Here is a 19,209-nt window from a genome sequence, read left to right as displayed (position 1 = left end):
TCCACAAATTCAGAACCTCACCATTTCACCTTTACCCTTTATAGCTGATGCGGTATACGGCGTCGTTTTGGTCGTCGGAAACGAGCAGGGAGCCATCGGGGAGTACCAGCAGGCACACGGGGCGGCCCCAGGCCTGCTTGCCTTGCAGCCAGCCTTCGGCGAAGGTTTCGTAGCTCTGAGCTTGCTTGCCAGTGGCATCCAGGCGCACCAGGCTAATCCGGTAGCCAAGCTTGGTGGTGCGGTTCCAGGAACCGTGCTCAGGAATAAAGAGTTGGTTGCGGTACTGCGCCGGAAATTTCTTACCGGTATAAAACTTCATACCCAGTGCGGCCACGTGCGGCCCCAGCTTGCGGGCCGGCTTAGCATACGTAGCCGCTGATTTGCCCTTACCAAACTCAGGGTCCGGCACATCGCCGGCGAAGTAATACGGAAAGCCAAAGTGCATGCCGGGCTTGGGGGCGCGGTTCAGCTCATCGGCCGGCAGATTGTCGCCGAGCATGTCGCGGCCGTTATCGGTAAACCACAATGTTTTGTCCTGAGGGCTCCAATCGAAGCCCACAGTATTTCTCACGCCATACGCGAAGGTTTCCAGCCCGGTGCCATCGGGATTTAGGCGGTTGATGGTGGCGTAGATGGGCTGTTCAGGCAGGCAACTGTTGCAGGGCGCTCCTACCGGTACGTACAGCTTACCATCGGGCCCGAAGGCAATGTAGCGGTAGCCGTGCCAGTCTTTATTGGGCAACTTATCATAGACTACGGCCGGCCTGGGCTTTTGCTTCAGGCGCTGGGCAATGTTATCGTAGCGCAAAATACGGTTGATTTCGGCTACGTAGAGGGCTCCGTTGCGCACAGCCACTCCATTGGGCGAGTTCAGGCCAGTGGCAATGGTTACTACCTCATCGGCCCGCCCATCTTTATTACGGTCGGGCAGGGCGAATACTTTATCGTCTTTGGTGCCCACGTACACAGTACCATCGGGACCTACGGCCAGCTCCCGGGCGCTTTTTACGCCCTGCGCAAAGTAGCTGATGGTAAAGCCGGCGGGCAGCTTAATCTTACTGAGGTTAGCATCGGCTGGGGGTGCAGCTGGCTTGAGAGCCAAAGCTGTGAGGGCCAGCGGAGCCAGCAGCAACGGAAAGAAACGGCGCTTTATCATCATACTGACCCAACCCTTAGCCCAGCCGGAAGGTTGCAGAGCAGCGGCAGTTTGTGCCTCGCGCTAACCCAGCCGGCCCACCTCGCGCAGGCGGCGGGGCGGCTAGGTTAGCGCGAAGCAGGCTGTTAGAGCTGATTGGAACGCCGGCGGAGGAGCCGCTCATATTCCCGCTCCGAGAGTTGCCCCCGCTCCATATTGCCGTAAGTAGTGAAGCCCTGAATGGCCACCCCAATACCCCAGAAAAGGGTAGACCACACGGGCCAGGGAAGGGGACTGAAGTTACGGTCGGTTAAGGCCCAAATGGTCCATAACAGCAGATTAACTGTGATGTAGGTGAACAGATGGGACTTAAAACGGGCGCGGGCTTTGGCCATACGCCACAGTTGGGGGTCGCGAGCAGGAGTTTCCATTAGTAAGGAAGTTTGGCGTGGTTGAATGCTCAAACATATGTCTGGCAACAATATATAAGAAACTATATTTACCCAAGCTACCAGATTACCTCCCGAAATGCAGGAAATGAGTACTGAACCGTTCCAGGCCACTTCAGCCCCGCGGCAATTTCCGCCCGTGTACACCTCCCGTACTTGCTCCATGAATACTTCCTCCCCTACTGCCAATTAGAGCGACCAGGCCCGCTCTTCCGGCCGGCTACTGCTCTACCGCGGCGGCATCACCCGCCTCACTACCGATGCTATTATGGCTGCGGCCAGCTTCAGCCTGCTAGGCGGCGTTGAGGGGGGTTATCGGGCCGGGAGCCCCGAGATACTGGCAGCCCGCCAGAAGCTGCGCGCTAACCATTACAGCAGTAGCCTGGCCACCGGTGAGGCGGTTATCACAACCGGAGGCTGCTTGCCGGTGCGCTACGTTATTCATACTGTGGGGCTCGTTTGGACCGGGGGCCACAAGTCATGAGCCCGAGTTGCTGGCCTACTGCTACCACAACAGCCTGCAACTGGCCTGTGAGAAAGACCCGGCCAGCGTGGCCTCCCCCAGTATCAGTACTGGTATATATGGTTACCTCAAGCAGGAAACCCGGCAGTTTCTGGAGTAGCACGAACAGCCCCACGAGGTGGTGTTTGTGGCGTTTGATGAGCAGGCCATCCAGTAAGCTAATCCGTTCGTTACCACTGTCTTCTTTGCGCAAAAAATGGTAACTTTAAAGACCACCCATTTCCCATCCTTTAAAACCGAAGTGCCATGGAAGTCTCAAATCACCACCCAATGGCCGAACGCAAAACCCGAAATAGCGCCAGTAATCCGGTCTGGATGGATGGCTTGCGCATGTTGCTAGGCCTGTTCCTCTTCATCAAGGGTATCTCCTTTTTAAATAACTCCAGCGACGTATTCTACTTGCTCAGCCAGCAGGAAAGCCTAGAACATCTTAAGAAAGCCTCCCTCTTTTTCAGTGTTTTCCACATTATCGGGGGGCTAATGATTGCCTTCGGATTTCTTACCCGGTTTGCCTTACTTATTCAGATTCCGATTCTGATTGGCGCCGTTTTTATTGTAAACACGCAGAATGGCCTAACGCTGCAAAACGTAGAGCTTTGGGTGTCTGCCGCCGTGCTGGCTCTGATGCTGTTCTTTATGGTTGTAGGCCCCGGCCGCTACTCCGTTGACCACAAGCTTCTCCGCCAAGAGGCTAACGAACTGTAGTACTCCTCAAGCCCTACAGCTTAGCCCTGAGCAGCGGGTGCTGACGCACATAGGCTGTTACGTCATAAATAAGGCCCGCATGCCCAGTATCCAGTAGAGTGGTAGTTGCGCTTGACAACGTAGCGGCAAACTGCTGAATACCCGCGGCCGGAATTACCCGGTCGTGGCGGCCCAGGAAGAACGTAACTGGCACGGAATGCTGATTCAGCACGCGGGCTAGCCGCTTCAGGTCAAAGGTAAGGCTGCGGAAAGCCGTCCAACTGCGGTATATGCGCAGCCGCTTTTCTCTGCTGTCAAGCTGCCACTGCGCAAAATGCACGAGGCTAGGGTCGAGGAGGCGACGCTGCCGTAGCGTGTGCAAGAATCGCAGCAGTCGTTGGGGCCGCAATACTGCGCGGCCCAGCAGCCCCCGCATCCAGGGGGGCCGCGTGGCAAGGGTATACCACAGTTGTGAGCCAATACCATCGGGGGCAATCAGCCACAGACCTTGCACGCGCCCCGGGAAATACTCGGCGGCGGTCAGGGCAAACTTGGCGCCCATACTAAACGCCAGCAGGCTGAAGCGTTCAATATTTTGCTCCGCAAGGAACGCCTGCAACAACTCGGCGAGCCGTGCTTTGGTGAGAGGAGCATCCTGCTTAGCCAAACGACTGCCGCCGTGGTAAAATAAATCAAAGGCATACACCGTGACCTCAGGGCCCAGCAACTGAATCAGGCCCCGCCAGTGTCCTTCACTCTGCCCGTACCCGTGAAAGGCCAATACAACCTTAGGGCCGGCGCCATATTTACGGTAGTTCAGGTGCGTTTTCAACAACGTATCAACATCGCCATACCCCCGGAAGTGCCCACAAAAAAGCCATTGCTTTCAGTAGCAATAAGCTATTTGCTGATGCTCCAGGCCACACTCTTGCTACCTCAGTTGCTGCCCGTACCTGGTAGCTGACCTAGGCCAGGCGCGATACCCCACCCGATACAATAAACTTCATTACCTCGCTGCTGGGCAGGTTAAGGTAAGTAACGTGGGTGGGCGGCACCAGCACCAGCTCACCAGAGAAGTTATAAGAGTGCGGGAAATACACCGCCAGCAGATCGTCGCGGTGGATGGCGGCCATGGTAGCCTGGGTCACGAAACCCATTTTAAAGGTCTGCTCAGTGGCACTCATGCGCACCAACACGGGCCGGTTAAACTTCTGGTTGTCGCCCACAAACGCATCAAACAGGTCTTTCAGGCTGGAGTAGATGATGCTGACCAGCGGCGTGCGGTGCAGTAGCCGCTCCATAATAATCAGGAAGGGCCGCACTAGGAAGGACTTCGCCACAAAGCCTACCAGGGTAATCAGCACAATGGCTACCAGCAGGCCTAGGCCAGGTATATCAAAGCTCAGGCCCGCAAACAGGTCGTTGAGCCAGCGCAGCAGCGCAAACAAAATGTACAGGGTGAGGCCAACCGGGGCCACCACCAGAAAACCGTTGAGAAAGTAGTTGAACAAACGACTCATGAGCGAAGCAAGTGGCCTACGCAACAGGCGCGGGCCGAGCACCGCAAGTTACCCCGGCCGGCCCAAAACAGCAGCGGCCCACCCGGAAATTCCGAGTGGGCCGGTGGGCCGGTGTTCTGTCTGAAGCTATGATGCTATTAAGCTAGGCCAGTTTCATCTCAGTAACTTCCTCAATGCGGTCTTTCACGCGCTGCATCAGCCACATGGGAGTGCTGGTAGCGCCGCAAATTCCCACTGATTCCATGCCCTGGAACCACTCATCCTGCAGCTCCTGCTCATTCTCCACGAAGTAGCTGCGCGGGTTAGTCTTGTTCACCACCGAAAACAGCGCCTTACCATTAGAGCTTTTGCGGCCGCTCACGAAGATGATAACATCATGCTGCACGGCAAATTTCGCCAAGGCTGGCTCCCGGTTGCTCACTTGCCGGCAAATACTATCGTTGGCATCAAACGACTCCAGGGAACCACCGGCCGTAGCAATGCGCTCCTCAATTACTTGCTTCATGTGGTAGAAGCCGGCAGTGCTTTTGGTGGTTTGGCTGAACAGCGTAACCGGACGGGCGAAGTCAATCTGATCCAGATCGGCTTCGGTCATCACAATGAGGGCCTGGTTGCGGGTTTGGCCCGTGAGGCCAATAACCTCAGCGTGGCCGGGCTGCCCATAAATTACTACCTGCCCGTTCTGGCGGGTAGTGGCATCAAAGGCGTGCTTTACACGATTCTGCAGCTTGAGCACCACGGGGCACGAGGCATCAATGAGCTCAATATTATTGCGCAACGCCAAGGCATACGTTTCGGGCGGCTCACCATGGGCCCGAATCAAAACCTTAGCATCATGCAGCTCTTCCAGCTGGTCTCGGTCGATGATGCGCAGGCCAAGCGCGTGCAAACGCTCCACCTCCATTCGGTTGTGCACAATATCGCCGAGGCAATACAGGGTATCGTCCTGGGCCAGTTCATCCTCGGCCATCTGAATGGCAAACTCAACGCCAAAACAGTAACCAGAATTTTTATCGATAGTGACGTTCATGTGTTCTGTTAACAAAGTAACCGCCGAACAGGTGCAATTATCGGGCCCTAGTCTTTAACAACCGCTTCGCCGCCATTCCGTTCGGAGTGGTCGGCCTCGGTAGTAACAGCCAAGGTAAATAGCTTCGCAGATACCCGTTCCAGCACGAAATCAACCTGCTCGTCGATCATCATGTGGGTGGTATCCAGTAGTACGGCATCGGAGGCGCGCCGCAGGGGGCTTTCTGCCCGGGTAGAATCAATGTGGTCACGCTTGCGCAGGTTTTCCACAATTTCATCTACCGGTACATGCTCATCTTTCAGGGCTAGTTCTTCCTGCCGGCGCTCAGCGCGCGTAAGCACATCGGCCGTCATAAACACCTTCACCTCGGCATCAGGGAACACCGTAGTTCCAATATCGCGGCCATCCATTACTACGCCCCGCTTGCGCCCCATGCGCTGCTGCTGGCGTACCAGGGCGTGGCGCACGGCTGGTATCACCGAGACTTCACTCACGGAGTTGGAAATACGCATCTGCCGAATCTCATCTTCCCGGATTTCGCCATCGAGGCAGAGCTCATTGCGGCCGGTTTTGCGGTTGCGCTTAAACGAGATGTGCATGTCGTGCAGGGCCTGCTCAATGCGGGGCAAATCGTCGAAGCTGATGTTGTGCTCCAGCAAATAGAGCGTTACGGCCCGGTACATGGCACCGGTATCAATGTAGGCGTAGCCCAGCTCAGCGGCCACAGCCTTGGCCGTGGTGCTTTTGCCGCAGGAAGAGTAGCCATCAATGGCAATGACGATTTTCCGCATGACAAAGTCGTTGGGTACGGTTAGGCTTAAAGGGCTCACGAAATCCAGTTTTTGCGCACGGGCTTAATGGCTAGCCGCTCAGGAATGCCCGCGAAGAACTTCACAACTGACTCGGCTTCACCCTTAGCCAGTTGCTCGCTCACGCGGAAAAATGGGTTAAAAAAATAGGCGCGGTTGATACCCACGCCGGTGGTCTTATCGGGGCCCTGGGCCCAGGTGCCGCTGTAGGTATCTACCAGGCACTGGCCCAGGAAGCACCCCAGCGCCGTAACTACCCCCTGTTTCTCTGAGTCTTTAATGCTGGGCCGCTGCTGCTCAATAAAGTCGGAGAGCCGTTGCACGGCTGCGGCATCAAAGGCATTTACCTGAAGCTGCTGGCGCACACCTTCGGCGGCGGCACGGAGAGAGGCAAGGGGTGATTCTGGAGGCATAGGCAAATTGGGAGTTAAGGGCGTACTGTTCCGGCAAGCCGCAACTGCTGGGTCACGCGGAAGTCGGCGTAGTGCGTAAGTAAACGAACGGCATCTTGCCCCGGACGCGGCCGACCGGTTTTCAGTTCCGCCACTGCAGCTGCATCATCAGCTAGCAGCACGAGAAATAGCTGCTGAAATGCGCTTTTTGAGCGGGGCACTTCCTGCCAAGGGCCAGCTTCTTGGCGAATAGCCAGAGCAGGCGCCCCCACCAAGCGCTCCAGTAAGCTGCGCCGCGTGTAACGGTAGTCAACTAACTGCACCCCCGCCCCGCGGAACTGCTGCAGGCCAAACACCCCACCGCTGAGCTTGGAGTGGCTGGCTAGGCCAGTTAGCGACAGGAGCGTATCGCCGGGGTATTTCACGAAGGCCTTTATCTCGCGCGGCAAAAACGCTTGGTAGGTGTTGCCGCCGGTATTCATGTATACTTTGTAGGCAGTATAGTCGCCGATTTGCACCGCGTGCCAGTGGCCCTCCAGATCCTGAAAAGCGCCGACCTTCCCTCCAGCCTGGCGTACCTGGGTGGGGTCGGGTGTTAGTTGATTGTAGGTACCCGGGGCCGGAAAAGCGGCCGGCTTTGTTTGTGCAACTGCCATGGGAGCTATTGTCCCAAACCCTACTACCATCAACAAGCTAAACAGCAAAGTTTTTTTCACGTGCTTGATGGATAGATGAAGTTTCGGATGGCAAAGCGCCCTGCTGCTTTTGGCAGGGCATTAGTGGCTTTCACAAGGGCAAGGCATCTTGCCTAGCTTAGCTTTACGCTTGAGCGACGACGTTTTCTTCTGCTGGGGCGTGCGGCTGGCACAGCCCGTGGAAGCTAGGCCAGTGCCTCCAATTAAGGCAGCTAATAGCAAAGTCACAATCTTTCTCACAGCGCAGATTTTCGGCAAATATACGGTTCTTTACCCGTTAGCCACTTGCCTAACTCAACTTTACCTTCGCCTTTCTCCTGCCCTATGTCCGCCGATTTTCAACTCCAGGCAAATGTTATCAATCTGTTTACCAATACGATAACCCCCGCCACCCTCCACGTAGCCGGTGGGCGTATTCAGCGCATAACCCCCTTAGATGCAGCCAGCCCCACCCCAGAGCTACCGTATGCGCTGCCGGGCTTTGTTGATGCCCACGTTCACGTAGAAAGCTCTTTACTGGTGCCCTCAGAATTTGCGCGCTTAGCGGTGGTGCACGGCACCGTGGCCACGGTTTCTGACCCCCACGAAATTGGCAATGTGTTGGGCGTGGCCGGTGTGAAGTACATGCTGGAAAATGGTCGGCAGGTACCGTTTAAGTTCTGCTTTGGGGCGCCTTCCTGCGTACCCGCCACACCCTTTGAAACTGCCGGCGCCGAAATAACCGCCGCCGATATTGAAACGCTTTTCAAGGAGCACCCCGAAATCGGCTACCTGGCCGAAATGATGAACTGGCCTGGCGTGCTGCATCGCGATGAGGTGGTGATGGAAAAAATACGGCTGGCTCAGCAGTACGGCCGCCCCGTAGATGGTCACGCCCCTGGCCTACGCGGCGAGAATGCCCGCCAGTACGCGGCCGCCGGCATCAGCACCGACCACGAGTGCTTTACGGCCGAGGAAGCTCAGGATAAGCTGGCCGTGGGCATGAAAATTCTGGTGCGTGAGGGCTCTGCTGCCCGCAACTTTGAGGCCCTGATTGATCTGCTGCCGGAGCACTACGAGCACATGATGTTCTGCTCCGATGATAAGCACCCCGATACGCTGGTGCTAGGCCACATTAACCAGCTAGTGCAGCGGGCCGTTTCGCGTGGCCAAGATGTGCTGAAGGTGCTGCGCGTGGCCTGCCGCAACCCCGTAGAGCATTACAACCTGCCCGTAGGCCTCTTGCGTGAGGGCGACCCCGCCGACTTTATTGTGGTGGACAATCTCACCGATTTCAATGTGCAGCAAACCTACCTGAATGGTGAGCTGGTAGCGGAGAAAGGCCAAACGCTGATTCCGGCCGTGCCCGTAGCAGCAGTGAATAACTTCCACACCACTCCCGTGCAGCCCACCGATTTTCAGGTGGCAGCTCCTCAGGCAGCAGCCACGGTGCGCGTTATTGAGTGCTTTGATGGGCAGCTTATCACGGCCCGCCACGATGTACCGGCCCACGTAGAGGGTGGCCTGGTGCTACCTGACTTGGAGCAGGATGTCTTGAAACTCACAGTAGTAAACCGCTATCAGCCGGCGGCCCCGGCCGTAGCATTCATTCAGGGCTTTGGCCTGAAGCGAGGGGCCCTGGCCAGCAGCGTCGGGCACGACTCTCATAACATCACGGCCGTGGGCTGCGACGACGAGAGCCTGGCCCGCGCCGTGAACCTGGTAATTGCAGCGCAAGGTGGCCTAGCCGTAGTTTCACCGGATGGGGAGGAGTTGGTGCTCCCCCTGCCCGTAGCTGGCTTAATGTCTGACCGCGAGGGTTACCATGTGGCAGAGGCCTACGCTGCCGTTGATGCCCTCTCTAAGCAGCTTGGCTCACCCCTGCAGGCCCCGTTCATGACGCTCTCTTTCATGGCCTTGCTAGTTATCCCCAGCCTCAAGCTCAGCGACAAAGGCTTGTTTGATGGCGAAGCGTTTCGGTTTGTGGAGGCGGTAGTGTAAGTCACACCAGAAACTGTAGGCCACCCTACCAGCAAAAAGCCCCGCTACCAGATGTGGTAGCGGGGCTTTTTTTGTTGGAAGCGTTGCTTCTCTAGTTATTCACGAAACGCTTTTCGAGCAGCTTCTGCATTTTCTCTTCTGTGAGCGGCTTAGCTAGGTACTCCACCCCTTCATACTGGGCCACACGAGCAGTGTCGGCGGCGTGCATGGAGGTGGTAAGCACGGCCATCACGGTTTTCTCGCGGGAGCTGGCGGGCAACTCGTTGTAGAGCTTCAGGAACTCGAAGCCGTCCATGCCGGGCATCTTCAGATCCACGAACACCAGCTCGGGCACGTCCTTCGAGGGGTTATCAGTGGGGTTGTCGCCCCACAGAAACTGAAAGGCCTGATCTGCCTTAGAGAAGGTGTGCACCTGGTCGGCTACGTTGAGCCGGCTCAACAAGCGGTTATTTAAGAAGCTGGTAGTTTCATTGTCGTCTACCAGTACAACGTTACGCAGTTTGCGAGCCATAGCTTTCGGAGTTTAAGAGGCGCAAGGATAACTGGCTTACAGCCAGCCTTGTTCACGCATCCAGTCGTCGTTATAAATTTTGCCTAAGTAGCGAGTGCCATGGTCAGGCAAAATAATGACCATCGTATCGTCTTGCTTCAGATGCTCCTTAGCATACTCCAAGGCCCCAAATACTGCCGACCCGCAAGACCAGCCTACGAATAAGCCCTCCTCTTTGGCCAACCGCCGCGTCATGACGGCAGCATCCTTATCGGACACTTTAATGAAAAGATCAATCAGGTCAAAGTTAACATTCTTAGGCAGAATGTCTTCGCCAATTCCTTCGGTTTTATAGGGGTAGATTTCGTTTTCGTCGAAAATACCGGTCTCCTTATACTTCTTGAACACGGAGCCATAGGTATCAAGGCCCACCGTCACGAGGTTGGGGTTTTGCTCTTTCAGGTACTTGGCCGTGCCGCAAATGGTGCCGCCCGTGCCTACACCCGCTGCAAAGTGCGTGATTTTACCTTCCGTCTGCTCCCACAGCTCAGGGCCGGTGGTTTCGTAGTGCGCCGCCGTGTTCGACATGTTGTCGTACTGGTTTGGGTACAGCGAGTTCGGAATTTCGGCGTTTAGCTTGCGCGCTACTGAGTAGTAGCTGCGCGGGTCGTCGGGGGCCACGTTGGTGGGGCACACAATTACCTCAGCCCCTACGGCCCGCAGAATATCCTGCTTCTCTTTGCTTTGCTTATCGCTCATTGTGAAGATGCACTTGTAGCCCTTCGCAATGGCGGCCAGCGCCAGGCCCATGCCGGTATTGCCGGAGGTACCCTCAATGATGGTGCCGCCGGGCTGAATCAGGCCGGCTTTCTCTGCATCCTCAATCATCTTCAACGCCATCCGGTCTTTCACCGAGTTACCGGGGTTGAAGTACTCAACTTTCACCAATACGGTGCCTTTTATGCCTTCGGCCAGCTTGTTGAGCTTCACCAACGGCGTATTGCCGATGGCCTCAACGATGTTATTCAAGTACATGGGGGTGGGTATGCGGTTTGTGAGAGAGGACCACAAAGGTACGCATTTCGGTTGGGAGCCTTGAGTGGTCATTCCGAACGAAGTGAGGAATCTGGATTTGTCTTCTACTGGTTTCCTCAGATTATGTACTTCGTTCGGAATGACGGCGCTTGGCTTGCCTCCGCCCCAAAAAAGGCTACTTTTGCACACCGCTAGCCTACGGCTGGCGGGCATTCCCCACCCTCAACCCGCATCTTCCTCTAACTCTTTTTCTATGAGTGTTCTGGTTAACAAGGATTCCAAAGTGATTGTGCAGGGCTTTACCGGCTCGGAAGGGTCGTTCCACGCCCAGCAGATGATTGAGTACGGCACCAACGTGGTAGGCGGCGTAACGCCCGGCAAAGGCGGCACCCAGCACCTCGATCGTCCCGTGTTCAACACCGTAGCCGAAGCAGTAGAGCAGGCGGGTGCTGACACCAGCATCATCTTCGTACCCCCAGCTTTCGCCGCCGACGCCATCATGGAAGCCGCCGACGCAGGCATCAAAGTTATCGTGACCATCACGGAGGGCATCCCCACCAAGGACATGATTGCGGTGAAGGAATATCTGAAAGGCCGCGAGGGTTTGCGCATGATTGGGCCCAACTGCCCTGGCGTAATGACCGCTGGTGAGTGCAAAGTGGGCATCATGCCCGGCTTCATCTTCCAGAAAGGCCGCGTAGGCATCGTTTCGAAGTCGGGTACTCTGACCTACGAAGCCGTTGACCAGCTCACCAAGGCCGGCCTGGGCCAGACGACGGCTATCGGCATCGGCGGTGACCCCATCATCGGCACTACTACCAAAGAAGCTGTTGAGCTGCTCATGAACGACCCCGAAACCGAAGGCATCGTGATGATCGGTGAAATCGGGGGCGGTATGGAAGCTGAAGCGGCTCGCTGGATTAAAGAAACCGGCAACAAGAAGCCCGTAGTAGGCTTCATTGCTGGCCAAACGGCTCCTCCCGGCCGCCGTATGGGTCACGCGGGTGCCATCGTAGGCGGCGCCGATGACACGGCCGCTGCTAAAATGGCCATCATGCGCGAGTGCGGTATCCACGTAGTAGACTCTCCCGCCGAAATCGGCGACACAATGCTGCGCGTATTGGGCGGCAAGTAATTGCTAGGCCAGTAGATATATAAAAAGCCCCGGCGTAAGTCGGGGCTTTTATCTTTAAGGCAGTTACGAACCATATTTGGTCTTTTGTTACCTATCTCACTATTCTCCTGGTTTTATGCACACTACTACTAAAATTCTCCTCGCTATCATCGGACTAACGGGCGGTACGGCCTGTACCAAGGAGGTTGAGAAACTTGTGATTCAAGAGCCAGTGTACAGCTGGGCGGAGGTGAAACAGCTCACCGGTAGCCAAAAGATTATCATCCAGCTTACTACGGACAAGAAGACGCTTTTCTTGCAGCAGCCAGGCATTTTTGGCCATGTTACACCGCTGGCAAACGTTCCTAGGCCACCTGATCAGGGCTACTTTCAGATTAAGTCGTATTCATCTGATCCGCTGCCTTACGACATCCAAAATCGCTTACCCATGAACGCCAGCTTATTTTTGAAGCCGGCACAGGTAGGCGACTCTGTTTTGCAGGTATACACTACTGCGAACCCGCCACTTTCCAACCAAATATCAGAGATTCGTTTGCGACGAGTCGATAAATCGGCGGATAAATTCGTCAACAACCGTTATAGTCCCTATGCTGCTTTCGGAGCCATTAGCAGCAACAATTACTCGTTGGTTGGCTACACTACTGCTCCTGCAGATAGAGCCCTGCATTTTGTTCTCAGCAAGCTCACGTTACCGACCCTAACCCGGGGCGCCGTCGACGTCACATCGCGCACAGTTTCTATACCGCTTGATAATGCCAGCGCCTTCTATACAATTTCAGCTATCGATGACTATTTCCTGGTTTCTAATGCGAATGACGGTATCTACAAAATTCGCGAAAACGGGACAGTAAGGCGGGTGTTCAGTTCTCCACAAATCTTTACCACCGCTTATTACAAAGACCGTAGCACTCTCTATGCCATACAGGGTGATAACCAGTACAGCCTTTTGACCTCAACGGATGATGGGGAAACCTGGCAACGTAGTACAGGACTACCTAATTTTTTTCGTGTTAGTACTTTTTACCCCGTCGGGGATAGTATAGTAGGCGTTTCACATGGAGCGCCTAATAACGTCTTGTACACTCTTCGCTGGCAAGGCGCTACCTATCGGGTGCGTGAGTTGAAGAGTGACGGATTAAACCAAGCCGATTTCACTGATCTGGTTCAGCTGGGCGATACGGTATACCTGGGCACTACCAACGGGTTATTTAAGCGGCCCCTCAAGACCTTCTTTGAGAGCAAACCCAAAGAGTAAGTTGCGGCTCGGCTTACAGGCTCTTCTTTTGTTTTCTATCCTGCTCCTGCTAGCTCGCGTAGGCCAGTGCCAGCAGCTCCTGGACAGCACAGCGCGTATTGTAGCTCTCCCCAATGTAGCTGTTAGTAGCACGGGCAGCCGGCTAGTGGTTGCATCGGGAGTAGAAGACCTTAATTCCAGCCACATTGTGAGCCCAGGTACTGCTGCCCAAGAAACGCCCCGGAGGCACCCCGCTACGAAATCAGGCGCCGGAGCCAGCCAGAAACGCCCGGGAGAGTTGCACCGGCAACGGCCTTCCCGAAGCTGAAAGGCACCAAACCCGATCCTACTGCTGCTGAAAGCTGGTACCGCGATGCGGTTACGCAAGTGTGGCGGCGCAGCCGCGTAGGCCAGTCGGTGGTGTTGCTTGAGGCAGTGTTTGAGTAACTACTTCTTGCCTTCCTGCCCACCTACGTTCACCACTACCCCAAACTGAAACACCGAGTTAGCCGCCTTCAGGTACTTGCGGTGGCGCAACCCAAAGTTGCTCCCGCTGATGAGCTGGAACTGCACCGGCCCTACCAATTGAATACGTGTGTAGGTAATAGGTTCGAGGAAAACGTTGTCTTCGGGAGCGTGCGCTAAACCATCGAGCCGGAAGTTATCAAGCTGCATGTAGCTGATGCGCAAGGCGGTACCATAGTTAATAGGCCAGTCGCGGCCCAGCACATGGAAGCTCTTGTGCTCTTTAGAAGTGTAGTTGGCCTGCAGGAAATATTTAGTGAGGTTTCCCTCCAATGTGCGCGTAACTCCTTCAGCAGGGGTGCGCTCGATGCGCCGAGTCTTACCCACACCCACGCCACCGTAGAACTCCAGTACCCGCGTATCGCGGATGCGGGTGTAGTAGCCCAGGCCTACCTCGCCAAAATCATGGTCTTCGGCGCGCTTCTTTTTATCGGTGTGCAGGAACGAAGCTGACCCCATTACCCCTAGGTGGTTGGTAGCCGCGTAGGCCCCTTGCAGGCTGGTGTTCTGGCTGAAGTTAGTTTGCAGGCTACCACTCCACTCACCCTGCTGAGTAAGCAACGGTACCTGGGGCGGCGGCGGAAAGTACAAAGAGGAGCAGGCGCTCAGGCACGGCAGCACAAGTAGAAGAAACAGGCGTAAGTAACGCGAAGCAAGCATAGGTAGGGAAACAGCGGTAATCAGGGGCAGAACGGCAAGAGTGTGGTTTCGTTGTATAGTCATCAGAACGGCGAGGCCGTATAGTCAGTATCTGTCCAGCTTCTGCACACCAGCACGACAACTCAAAAGCCTTAAGTTCTGCTTTTTATGCCTACTTCTTACGACGCCCTGATTATTGGCTCCGGTCAGGCCGGAAATCCTCTTGCCACCGCCTTGGCCAAAGCCGGGCGCAAAGTAGCCATAGTAGAGAAATACTTGCTAGGAGGCTCTTGCATCAACTACGGCTGCTCACCCGTAAAAGCTATGCTGGCTTCGGCCGAGCGGGTGTACCAGGTAGCCACGGCCCAAGAGTATGGGGTGCACAGCAGCTCGCCTACAGTTGATTTTAAAGCCATTATAGCGCGCAAAGACACTATCATCCAGGAAATGCGCGATGGTATCCGCAAAAACCTCACGAAGGAGCACTCTGGTATTACGTTGCTGCACGGCCACGCCGTTTTTACTGGTCCTAAATCAGTGCGCGTAACGGCTCCTGATGGCCAAACGCACGACCTGAAGGCCCCGCTGATTTTTATTAATACGGGTACCGAATCGGCCATTCCGCCCATTGAAGGTTTGACAGACAATCACTTCCTGACCAACAAGAGCATTCTGGATTTACAGGAGCTACCGGAGCACCTGCTCATTCTGGGCGGCGGCTACATTGGGCTTGAGTTCGGGCAGATGTTCCGGCGCTTTGGTAGCCGCGTTACCATCATTGAGCATGCTACCCAGCTACTTGAGCGCGAAGATGACGACGTGTGCGAAGCCATGCAGGAACAGCTTGGCGCCGATGGGGTAGAGTTTGTGCTGGGAGCGGAGGTAAAGCGAGTTTCCCGCAATGAAGCAGGCACCTACACCCTCACGGCCCACACCTCAGATGGTGAGCGGCGCCTCCGTGGTTCCCATCTGTTGGTGGCCGTGGGCCGCAAGCCTAACACCTATGATTTAGGCTTGGAGGCTGCCGGTATTGAGATCAATGAGAAAGGCTACATTCTGGTGAATGAACGCCTGCAAACCAACGTGCGCGGCGTGTATGCTCTCGGTGACGTGCACCCCGGCCCCCAGTTCACCCACCTCAGCTACGACGATTACCGCGTTGTGCGCGACAACATCATCCACCGCAAGCGTCGCTCCGCCAAAGACCGCCCCCTGCCCTACGTGGTGTTTACCCAACCGCAACTGGGCCGCATAGGCCTATCGGAGAAGCAGGCTCAGGAGCAAAAACTAGACTACCGCGTGGCTACCATGCCGGTACAGTATGTGGGCCGGGCCCGCGAAACAGGCCATACGGAGGGCTTCATGAAAGTGCTGGTAGATGCCCACAACCACATTATCGGGGCCACTATCTTCTCGGAGCAGGGCGGCGAAATCATGTCGATGATTCAGCTAGCCATGACCGGTAAAATCACCTGCGACCAGCTGCAAAATATGGTATTTGCGCATCCTACGTGGGCTGAATCCTTGAACAACCTGTTTGCGAAGCTGGAAAAGGCAGGCTAGCCACCCATATCTTATTCTTTGAAGAAGTGCGGGTAGATTACCAGCCCAAGGGAGGTATATAGCCGCCCCTCTTTTGTATCGCTGATGCGGATGTTGGGGGAGGTATGTTTTTCCTCGTCTGGCGAAAAGGAAACGCTACTTGCCAGTTGCAGTTGTAACCAGCGAAAGGTATTTCTCCCGCTAATGCGCATAAAGAACATCGGCTCTACGCGGGTCATGTACCGCAGCGGTATGGGCTGCCCTTTTTCCGTGAGTGAAGCAAACCTGACTTGCGACAAGCGAAATGCTCCGCCATACGTCACCCGGCCATCATCATTAGCAGCGTACAGGTCAGCGTACAGCTTGTGGTAGCGGGCCGCATACTCATATATACCATCAGAACCTACTCCTGGCGACTCAAACCCACGATAAAACCGGCGACTACTCTGGCCAAAGCCAACGCCCGCTAAACCACCTATCAACCACTCGTCGTTCAGGTATCGGTAGGTACCTACTCCCAGCTCCATCTGCCGATTTCTAAAATAAGCAGAGTCGCCACCGCCACCGCGTAGCCCCCCGGCCGCTCGCACCACCAACTGCTTCACGGGTGAATAGCTGGCTGATGCTTCTAGGCGCCCATTTATATACGTGCTGGCTACTACTTCTGCTTCACCCTTGTGGCGAACGAGCGGGGCGGACGGCTGCAGAGGCACATACACTGAACAACTGGCTAACAGCCAGAGGAGCAGGACGCATGAGCTGGTTTGTAAGCGTATAGGTTGCCGCATAGAATATTGTAAAAGGTCAGTCAGAACTCTGGTTGATAGTAGGTAGAGCGAACTACCAGTATAAACGTTGCATATAGCAAAAGGCCCGTTGCACAGTGCTGTGCAACGGGCCTTTATCCTTTTAAACTGCGCTGGTTACTTGGCGTAGGCCACGGCGCGCATCTCCCGAATAACCGTGATTTTGATTTGGCCGGGGTACTGCATTTCCTTCTCGATCTTCTGCGAAATCTCGTAGCTCAGCTCGGCAGCGCGCTCGTCAGTAACGTTCTCGGCGTCTACCATTACGCGCAGCTCGCGGCCGGCCTGAATGGCGAAGCACTGATTTACACCTTTAAAGCCGTTAGCGGTTTCTTCCAACTGCTTCAGGCGCTTGATGTAGCTTTCCATCATCTCGCGGCGGGCACCTGGCCTAGAGCCGGAAATGGCGTCGCAGGCCTGCACCAGCGGCGAAATCATGGCCGTCATCTCGATTTCGTCGTGGTGGGCACCGATGGCGTTTACCACGTCGGGGTGCTCCTTGTACTTCTTGGCCATCTCCATGCCTAGGATGGCGTGGGGCAGCTCAGGCTCTTCGGTGCTTACCTTGCCGATGTCGTGGAGGAGGCCGGCGCGCTTGGCGTGCTTCACGTTGAGGCCTAGCTCGGCGGCCATAGTGGCGCAGAGGTTAGCTACTTCGCGCGAGTGTTGCAGCAAGTTCTGGCCATACGAGGAGCGGAAACGCATCCGACCCACCATTTTGATCAGCTCGGGGTGCAAGCCATGAATACCGAGGTCGATGATGGTCTTCTCTCCGATTTCCACAATTTCCTCGTCGATGTTCTTGCGGGTTTTGGCCACAATCTCCTCGATGCGGGCGGGGTGAATACGGCCGTCCTTCACCAATAAGTGTAGGCTTAGGCGGGCCACCTCGCGGCGCACCGGGTCGAAGCCCGAGATGATGATAGCTTCGGGCGTGTCATCCACAATGATTTCAACGCCGGTTGCGGCTTCCAGCGCCCGGATGTTGCGGCCCTCGCGGCCAATAATCTTGCCCTTAACGTCGTCAGATTCGATGTTAAATACCGAGACGCAGTTTTCAATGGCGTGCTCGGCGGCCGTGCGCTGAATGGTTTCCAGCACTACTTTTTTAGCGTCTTTAGTAGCAGTGAGTTTAGCTTGGGCTACTACATCTTTGATGTAGGATGAAGCCTGAATCTGGGCCTCATTCTTGAGCGACTCCACTAATTGCTCACGGGCTTCAGCGGCCGTTAAGCCCGAAATGGCTTCAAGCTGCTGTAATACCTGCTCCCGCTTGGCTTTCAGGTCCTGGGTGCGCTCTTCCAATTCCTGCTCTACTTCCTGCTCGCGCTGCTCTAGCTTGGCCAGTTGGTTTTCGAGTACGGTGCGGCGCTTTTCTTCCTGCGCTTCCAGCTTTTCGCGTTGCTGCTGAGCCTGCGCTTCAATTCGCTCGCGGGTGGCTTCGAGGTCCTTCTCCTTGCGCTGAATCTGCTCCAGCTGCTTTTGGGTAGTGAGGGTAAGCTGCTTGATGCTTTGCTCCTGCTCTACTACGGCGGCGCGGCGGTCGGTCAGTTCCTGCTCCAGGGCCTGCTTCTGGCGGCGGCTCTCTTGCTCAAACTCCTGCTTTAGGTTGCGGAATTTATCCTTCGATTGCTGAATCCGCTCGTCGCGGGTACGGGTAGCCTGTACTTCGGCATCCTGCAGAATCTGCTGGGCCCGGGCTTTGGCGTCGGCTTCGTGGTCCTGCCGGGCCTTTCCGGCCAGCAGGCGCCCCACCACGATGCCGACCACAAGGGCCAGCACAGCAGCAAGAGCAATATAAACAGAGGTGGACATGAACTATGGTTTTTGGAAAGGTGAACCCACAGCAGAATGCACAGCCAACGCCCGCGCGGCCGGCAGAGCCGATTGCCCTGCCCCGCTTCGGGCTCACTCTTCGCGCCGGCCCTGACCAGGTTGGGGTCAGACCAGCACCACTCCCGACAGCAGCTCGTCCAGGCGCGCGAGGCGCTCGGTCAGGGCCGCATCGGTCCCGTCCTTTTCCTTACTGACCTTCAGGCGGTCAGCCATTGTAGATAGGGCAATCATGGCCAGCAGATCCTGCTTGTCCTGAATGCCGTACTGGTCCCGAAATTCCTTCAGCCGCTCATTTAGCAGGCGGCCCGCCATGCGCAGGCGTTCCTCGTCCTGGGGGCTTACCCGCATGGGGTAATCCCGATCAGCAACGCGGATTTTAATGGACAGATCAGACATCAGTACTTATAGGGCGCGGTGGGTTTGGTGGGTTACTCCCTCAAATAGGCAAGGCACTTATCTATTTCGCGGATGTATTCGTTAAGGCGAAGTTTCAGCTCGTTGGCGTTGGCAGGTTCTCCTGCTATGGTATTGACAAGTTTAACAATATTCTCCTGATTCTGGAAATCCTTCAACTGCCGCTCCCGGTCGCGCACATCGGCCCGTAAGTGCTGAATCGTGGTCTGGGCATCGGCTAGCTCCTCGCGCAACTGCTGATAGGCAGCCACTAAGGTGGTCACCTGCCGCTCCAGGCGGTCGAGTTGGGCTAGCTGCTTAGAGGAGGCCATAGGCAGAGAGAATATTTTTTGGTGA

19 protein-coding genes and 2 pseudogenes are annotated in these 19,209 nt (G+C 55.7%); 6 read left to right on the top strand and 15 right to left on the bottom strand.

Features of this window, described 5'->3' with window-relative positions; translation table 11 throughout:
• Positions 1-31: 31 nt before the first annotated feature.
• Positions 32-1,159 (bottom strand): PQQ-dependent sugar dehydrogenase, encoded by a 1,128-nt coding sequence (locus HMJ29_RS10830; RefSeq protein WP_244678663.1) that lies wholly within the window; start codon positions 1,157-1,159, stop codon positions 32-34.
• A 122-nt stretch (positions 1,160-1,281) separates the two neighbouring features.
• Positions 1,282-1,566: a 2TM domain-containing protein gene (locus HMJ29_RS10825; RefSeq protein WP_171591496.1), complete on the bottom strand. Its 285-nt coding sequence runs from the start codon at positions 1,564-1,566 to the stop codon at positions 1,282-1,284.
• 286 nt (positions 1,567-1,852) lie between these two features.
• Between HMJ29_RS10825 and HMJ29_RS20475 the strand changes: the two are divergent.
• Both HMJ29_RS20475 and HMJ29_RS10810 read left to right on the top strand, forming a co-directional pair.
• Positions 1,853-2,207, top strand: a pseudogene (locus HMJ29_RS20475) (macro domain-containing protein).
• A gap of 146 nt (positions 2,208-2,353) precedes the next feature.
• Positions 2,354-2,812, top strand: a complete 459-nt coding sequence (locus HMJ29_RS10810; protein ID WP_244678664.1) for a DoxX family protein — start codon at positions 2,354-2,356, stop codon at positions 2,810-2,812.
• 13 nt (positions 2,813-2,825) lie between these two features.
• Here the strand turns inward: HMJ29_RS10810 and HMJ29_RS10805 are convergent, their stop codons facing one another.
• The 6 genes from HMJ29_RS10805 to HMJ29_RS10780 form a co-directional block, all read right to left on the bottom strand.
• Complete coding sequence (locus tag HMJ29_RS10805) at positions 2,826-3,623, bottom strand: alpha/beta fold hydrolase (RefSeq protein WP_171591493.1); 798 nt, start codon at positions 3,621-3,623, stop codon at positions 2,826-2,828.
• A gap of 133 nt (positions 3,624-3,756) precedes the next feature.
• Positions 3,757-4,311: a DUF502 domain-containing protein gene (locus HMJ29_RS10800; protein ID WP_171591492.1), complete on the bottom strand. Its 555-nt coding sequence runs from the start codon at positions 4,309-4,311 to the stop codon at positions 3,757-3,759.
• Between the two features lie 142 nt (positions 4,312-4,453).
• On the bottom strand, positions 4,454-5,341 hold the full coding sequence (locus HMJ29_RS10795; protein WP_171591491.1) for a 4-hydroxy-3-methylbut-2-enyl diphosphate reductase: 888 nt from the start codon (positions 5,339-5,341) through the stop codon (positions 4,454-4,456).
• A gap of 47 nt (positions 5,342-5,388) precedes the next feature.
• Positions 5,389-6,132 (bottom strand): (d)CMP kinase, encoded by a 744-nt coding sequence (gene cmk, locus HMJ29_RS10790; protein WP_171593307.1) that lies wholly within the window; start codon positions 6,130-6,132, stop codon positions 5,389-5,391.
• A 35-nt stretch (positions 6,133-6,167) separates the two neighbouring features.
• Entirely contained in the window at positions 6,168-6,563 is a 396-nt protein-coding gene (locus tag HMJ29_RS10785) for a hypothetical protein (RefSeq protein ID WP_171591490.1), read from the bottom strand.
• 14 nt (positions 6,564-6,577) lie between these two features.
• Complete coding sequence (locus HMJ29_RS10780; protein WP_171591489.1) at positions 6,578-7,258, bottom strand: hypothetical protein; 681 nt, start codon at positions 7,256-7,258, stop codon at positions 6,578-6,580.
• Between the two features lie 303 nt (positions 7,259-7,561).
• Between HMJ29_RS10780 and ade the strand changes: the two genes are divergently transcribed.
• Positions 7,562-9,217 (top strand): adenine deaminase, encoded by a 1,656-nt coding sequence (gene ade, locus HMJ29_RS10775; RefSeq protein ID WP_171591488.1) that lies wholly within the window; start codon positions 7,562-7,564, stop codon positions 9,215-9,217.
• Between the two features lie 91 nt (positions 9,218-9,308).
• On the opposite strand, the gene HMJ29_RS10770 is transcribed toward ade, so the two are convergent.
• Both HMJ29_RS10770 and HMJ29_RS10765 read right to left on the bottom strand, forming a co-directional pair.
• Entirely contained in the window at positions 9,309-9,728 is a 420-nt protein-coding gene (locus HMJ29_RS10770) for a response regulator (protein ID WP_171591487.1), read from the bottom strand.
• Positions 9,729-9,767: 39 nt separating this feature from the next.
• Positions 9,768-10,742, bottom strand: a pseudogene (locus HMJ29_RS10765) (PLP-dependent cysteine synthase family protein); the annotation flags it as partial.
• Positions 10,743-10,995: 253 nt separating this feature from the next.
• Here HMJ29_RS10765 and sucD point away from each other — a divergent pair.
• Both sucD and HMJ29_RS10755 read left to right on the top strand, forming a co-directional pair.
• A complete protein-coding gene (gene sucD / locus HMJ29_RS10760; RefSeq protein WP_171591485.1) occupies positions 10,996-11,877 on the top strand; it encodes a succinate--CoA ligase subunit alpha in 882 nt (293 codons plus the stop codon).
• 115 nt (positions 11,878-11,992) lie between these two features.
• Positions 11,993-13,132: a beta propeller repeat protein gene (locus HMJ29_RS10755; RefSeq protein WP_171591484.1), complete on the top strand. Its 1,140-nt coding sequence runs from the start codon at positions 11,993-11,995 to the stop codon at positions 13,130-13,132.
• Positions 13,133-13,558: 426 nt separating this feature from the next.
• Here HMJ29_RS10755 and HMJ29_RS10750 read toward each other — a convergent pair whose 3' ends face one another.
• Positions 13,559-14,296 (bottom strand): hypothetical protein, encoded by a 738-nt coding sequence (locus HMJ29_RS10750; protein WP_171591483.1) that lies wholly within the window; start codon positions 14,294-14,296, stop codon positions 13,559-13,561.
• A 147-nt stretch (positions 14,297-14,443) separates the two neighbouring features.
• Here HMJ29_RS10750 and HMJ29_RS10745 point away from each other — a divergent pair, with 147 nt between their 5' ends.
• Entirely contained in the window at positions 14,444-15,838 is a 1,395-nt protein-coding gene (locus HMJ29_RS10745) for a mercuric reductase (protein WP_171591482.1), read from the top strand.
• 11 nt (positions 15,839-15,849) lie between these two features.
• Here HMJ29_RS10745 and HMJ29_RS10740 read toward each other — a convergent pair whose 3' ends face one another.
• The 4 genes from HMJ29_RS10740 to HMJ29_RS10725 all read right to left on the bottom strand — a co-directional run bounded on the left by HMJ29_RS10740 (position 15,850) and on the right by HMJ29_RS10725 (position 19,184).
• A complete protein-coding gene (locus tag HMJ29_RS10740; RefSeq protein ID WP_171591481.1) occupies positions 15,850-16,530 on the bottom strand; it encodes a hypothetical protein in 681 nt (226 codons plus the stop codon).
• Between the two features lie 210 nt (positions 16,531-16,740).
• Entirely contained in the window at positions 16,741-18,438 is a 1,698-nt protein-coding gene (rny, locus tag HMJ29_RS10735) for a ribonuclease Y (RefSeq protein WP_171591480.1), read from the bottom strand.
• Positions 18,439-18,564: 126 nt separating this feature from the next.
• On the bottom strand, positions 18,565-18,855 hold the full coding sequence (locus HMJ29_RS10730; protein WP_171591479.1) for a cell division protein ZapA: 291 nt from the start codon (positions 18,853-18,855) through the stop codon (positions 18,565-18,567).
• Positions 18,856-18,887: 32 nt separating this feature from the next.
• Positions 18,888-19,184: a hypothetical protein gene (locus HMJ29_RS10725; protein WP_171591478.1), complete on the bottom strand. Its 297-nt coding sequence runs from the start codon at positions 19,182-19,184 to the stop codon at positions 18,888-18,890.
• Positions 19,185-19,209: the final 25 nt, after the last annotated feature.

It is taken from the genome of Hymenobacter taeanensis, assembly GCF_013137895.1.
Classification (GTDB): domain Bacteria; phylum Bacteroidota; class Bacteroidia; order Cytophagales; family Hymenobacteraceae; genus Hymenobacter; species Hymenobacter taeanensis.
Note: the sequence above shows the minus strand (reverse complement) of the source record. Positions and strands in the feature narration are given on the sequence as shown.

Excerpts from the sequence above, each read along its gene's own strand:
- HMJ29_RS10830 (WP_244678663.1), bottom strand. The coding sequence starts at position 1,159 with ATGATGATAAAGCGCCGTTTCTTTCCGTTGCTGCTGGCTCCGCTGGCC.
- HMJ29_RS10825 (WP_171591496.1), bottom strand. The coding sequence starts at position 1,566 with ATGGAAACTCCTGCTCGCGACCCCCAACTGTGGCGTATGGCCAAAGCC.
- HMJ29_RS10810 (WP_244678664.1), top strand. The coding sequence starts at position 2,354 with ATGGAAGTCTCAAATCACCACCCAATGGCCGAACGCAAAACCCGAAAT.
- HMJ29_RS10800 (WP_171591492.1), bottom strand. The coding sequence starts at position 4,311 with ATGAGTCGTTTGTTCAACTACTTTCTCAACGGTTTTCTGGTGGTGGCC.
- HMJ29_RS10795 (WP_171591491.1), bottom strand. The coding sequence starts at position 5,341 with ATGAACGTCACTATCGATAAAAATTCTGGTTACTGTTTTGGCGTTGAG.
- cmk (WP_171593307.1), bottom strand. The coding sequence starts at position 6,132 with ATGCGGAAAATCGTCATTGCCATTGATGGCTACTCTTCCTGCGGCAAA.
- HMJ29_RS10785 (WP_171591490.1), bottom strand. The coding sequence starts at position 6,563 with ATGCCTCCAGAATCACCCCTTGCCTCTCTCCGTGCCGCCGCCGAAGGT.
- ade (WP_171591488.1), top strand. The coding sequence starts at position 7,562 with ATGTCCGCCGATTTTCAACTCCAGGCAAATGTTATCAATCTGTTTACC.
- HMJ29_RS10770 (WP_171591487.1), bottom strand. The coding sequence starts at position 9,728 with ATGGCTCGCAAACTGCGTAACGTTGTACTGGTAGACGACAATGAAACT.
- sucD (WP_171591485.1), top strand. The coding sequence starts at position 10,996 with ATGAGTGTTCTGGTTAACAAGGATTCCAAAGTGATTGTGCAGGGCTTT.
- HMJ29_RS10755 (WP_171591484.1), top strand. The coding sequence starts at position 11,993 with ATGCACACTACTACTAAAATTCTCCTCGCTATCATCGGACTAACGGGC.
- HMJ29_RS10750 (WP_171591483.1), bottom strand. The coding sequence starts at position 14,296 with ATGCTTGCTTCGCGTTACTTACGCCTGTTTCTTCTACTTGTGCTGCCG.
- HMJ29_RS10745 (WP_171591482.1), top strand. The coding sequence starts at position 14,444 with ATGCCTACTTCTTACGACGCCCTGATTATTGGCTCCGGTCAGGCCGGA.
- rny (WP_171591480.1), bottom strand. The coding sequence starts at position 18,438 with ATGTCCACCTCTGTTTATATTGCTCTTGCTGCTGTGCTGGCCCTTGTG.
- HMJ29_RS10730 (WP_171591479.1), bottom strand. The coding sequence starts at position 18,855 with ATGTCTGATCTGTCCATTAAAATCCGCGTTGCTGATCGGGATTACCCC.
- HMJ29_RS10725 (WP_171591478.1), bottom strand. The coding sequence starts at position 19,184 with ATGGCCTCCTCTAAGCAGCTAGCCCAACTCGACCGCCTGGAGCGGCAG.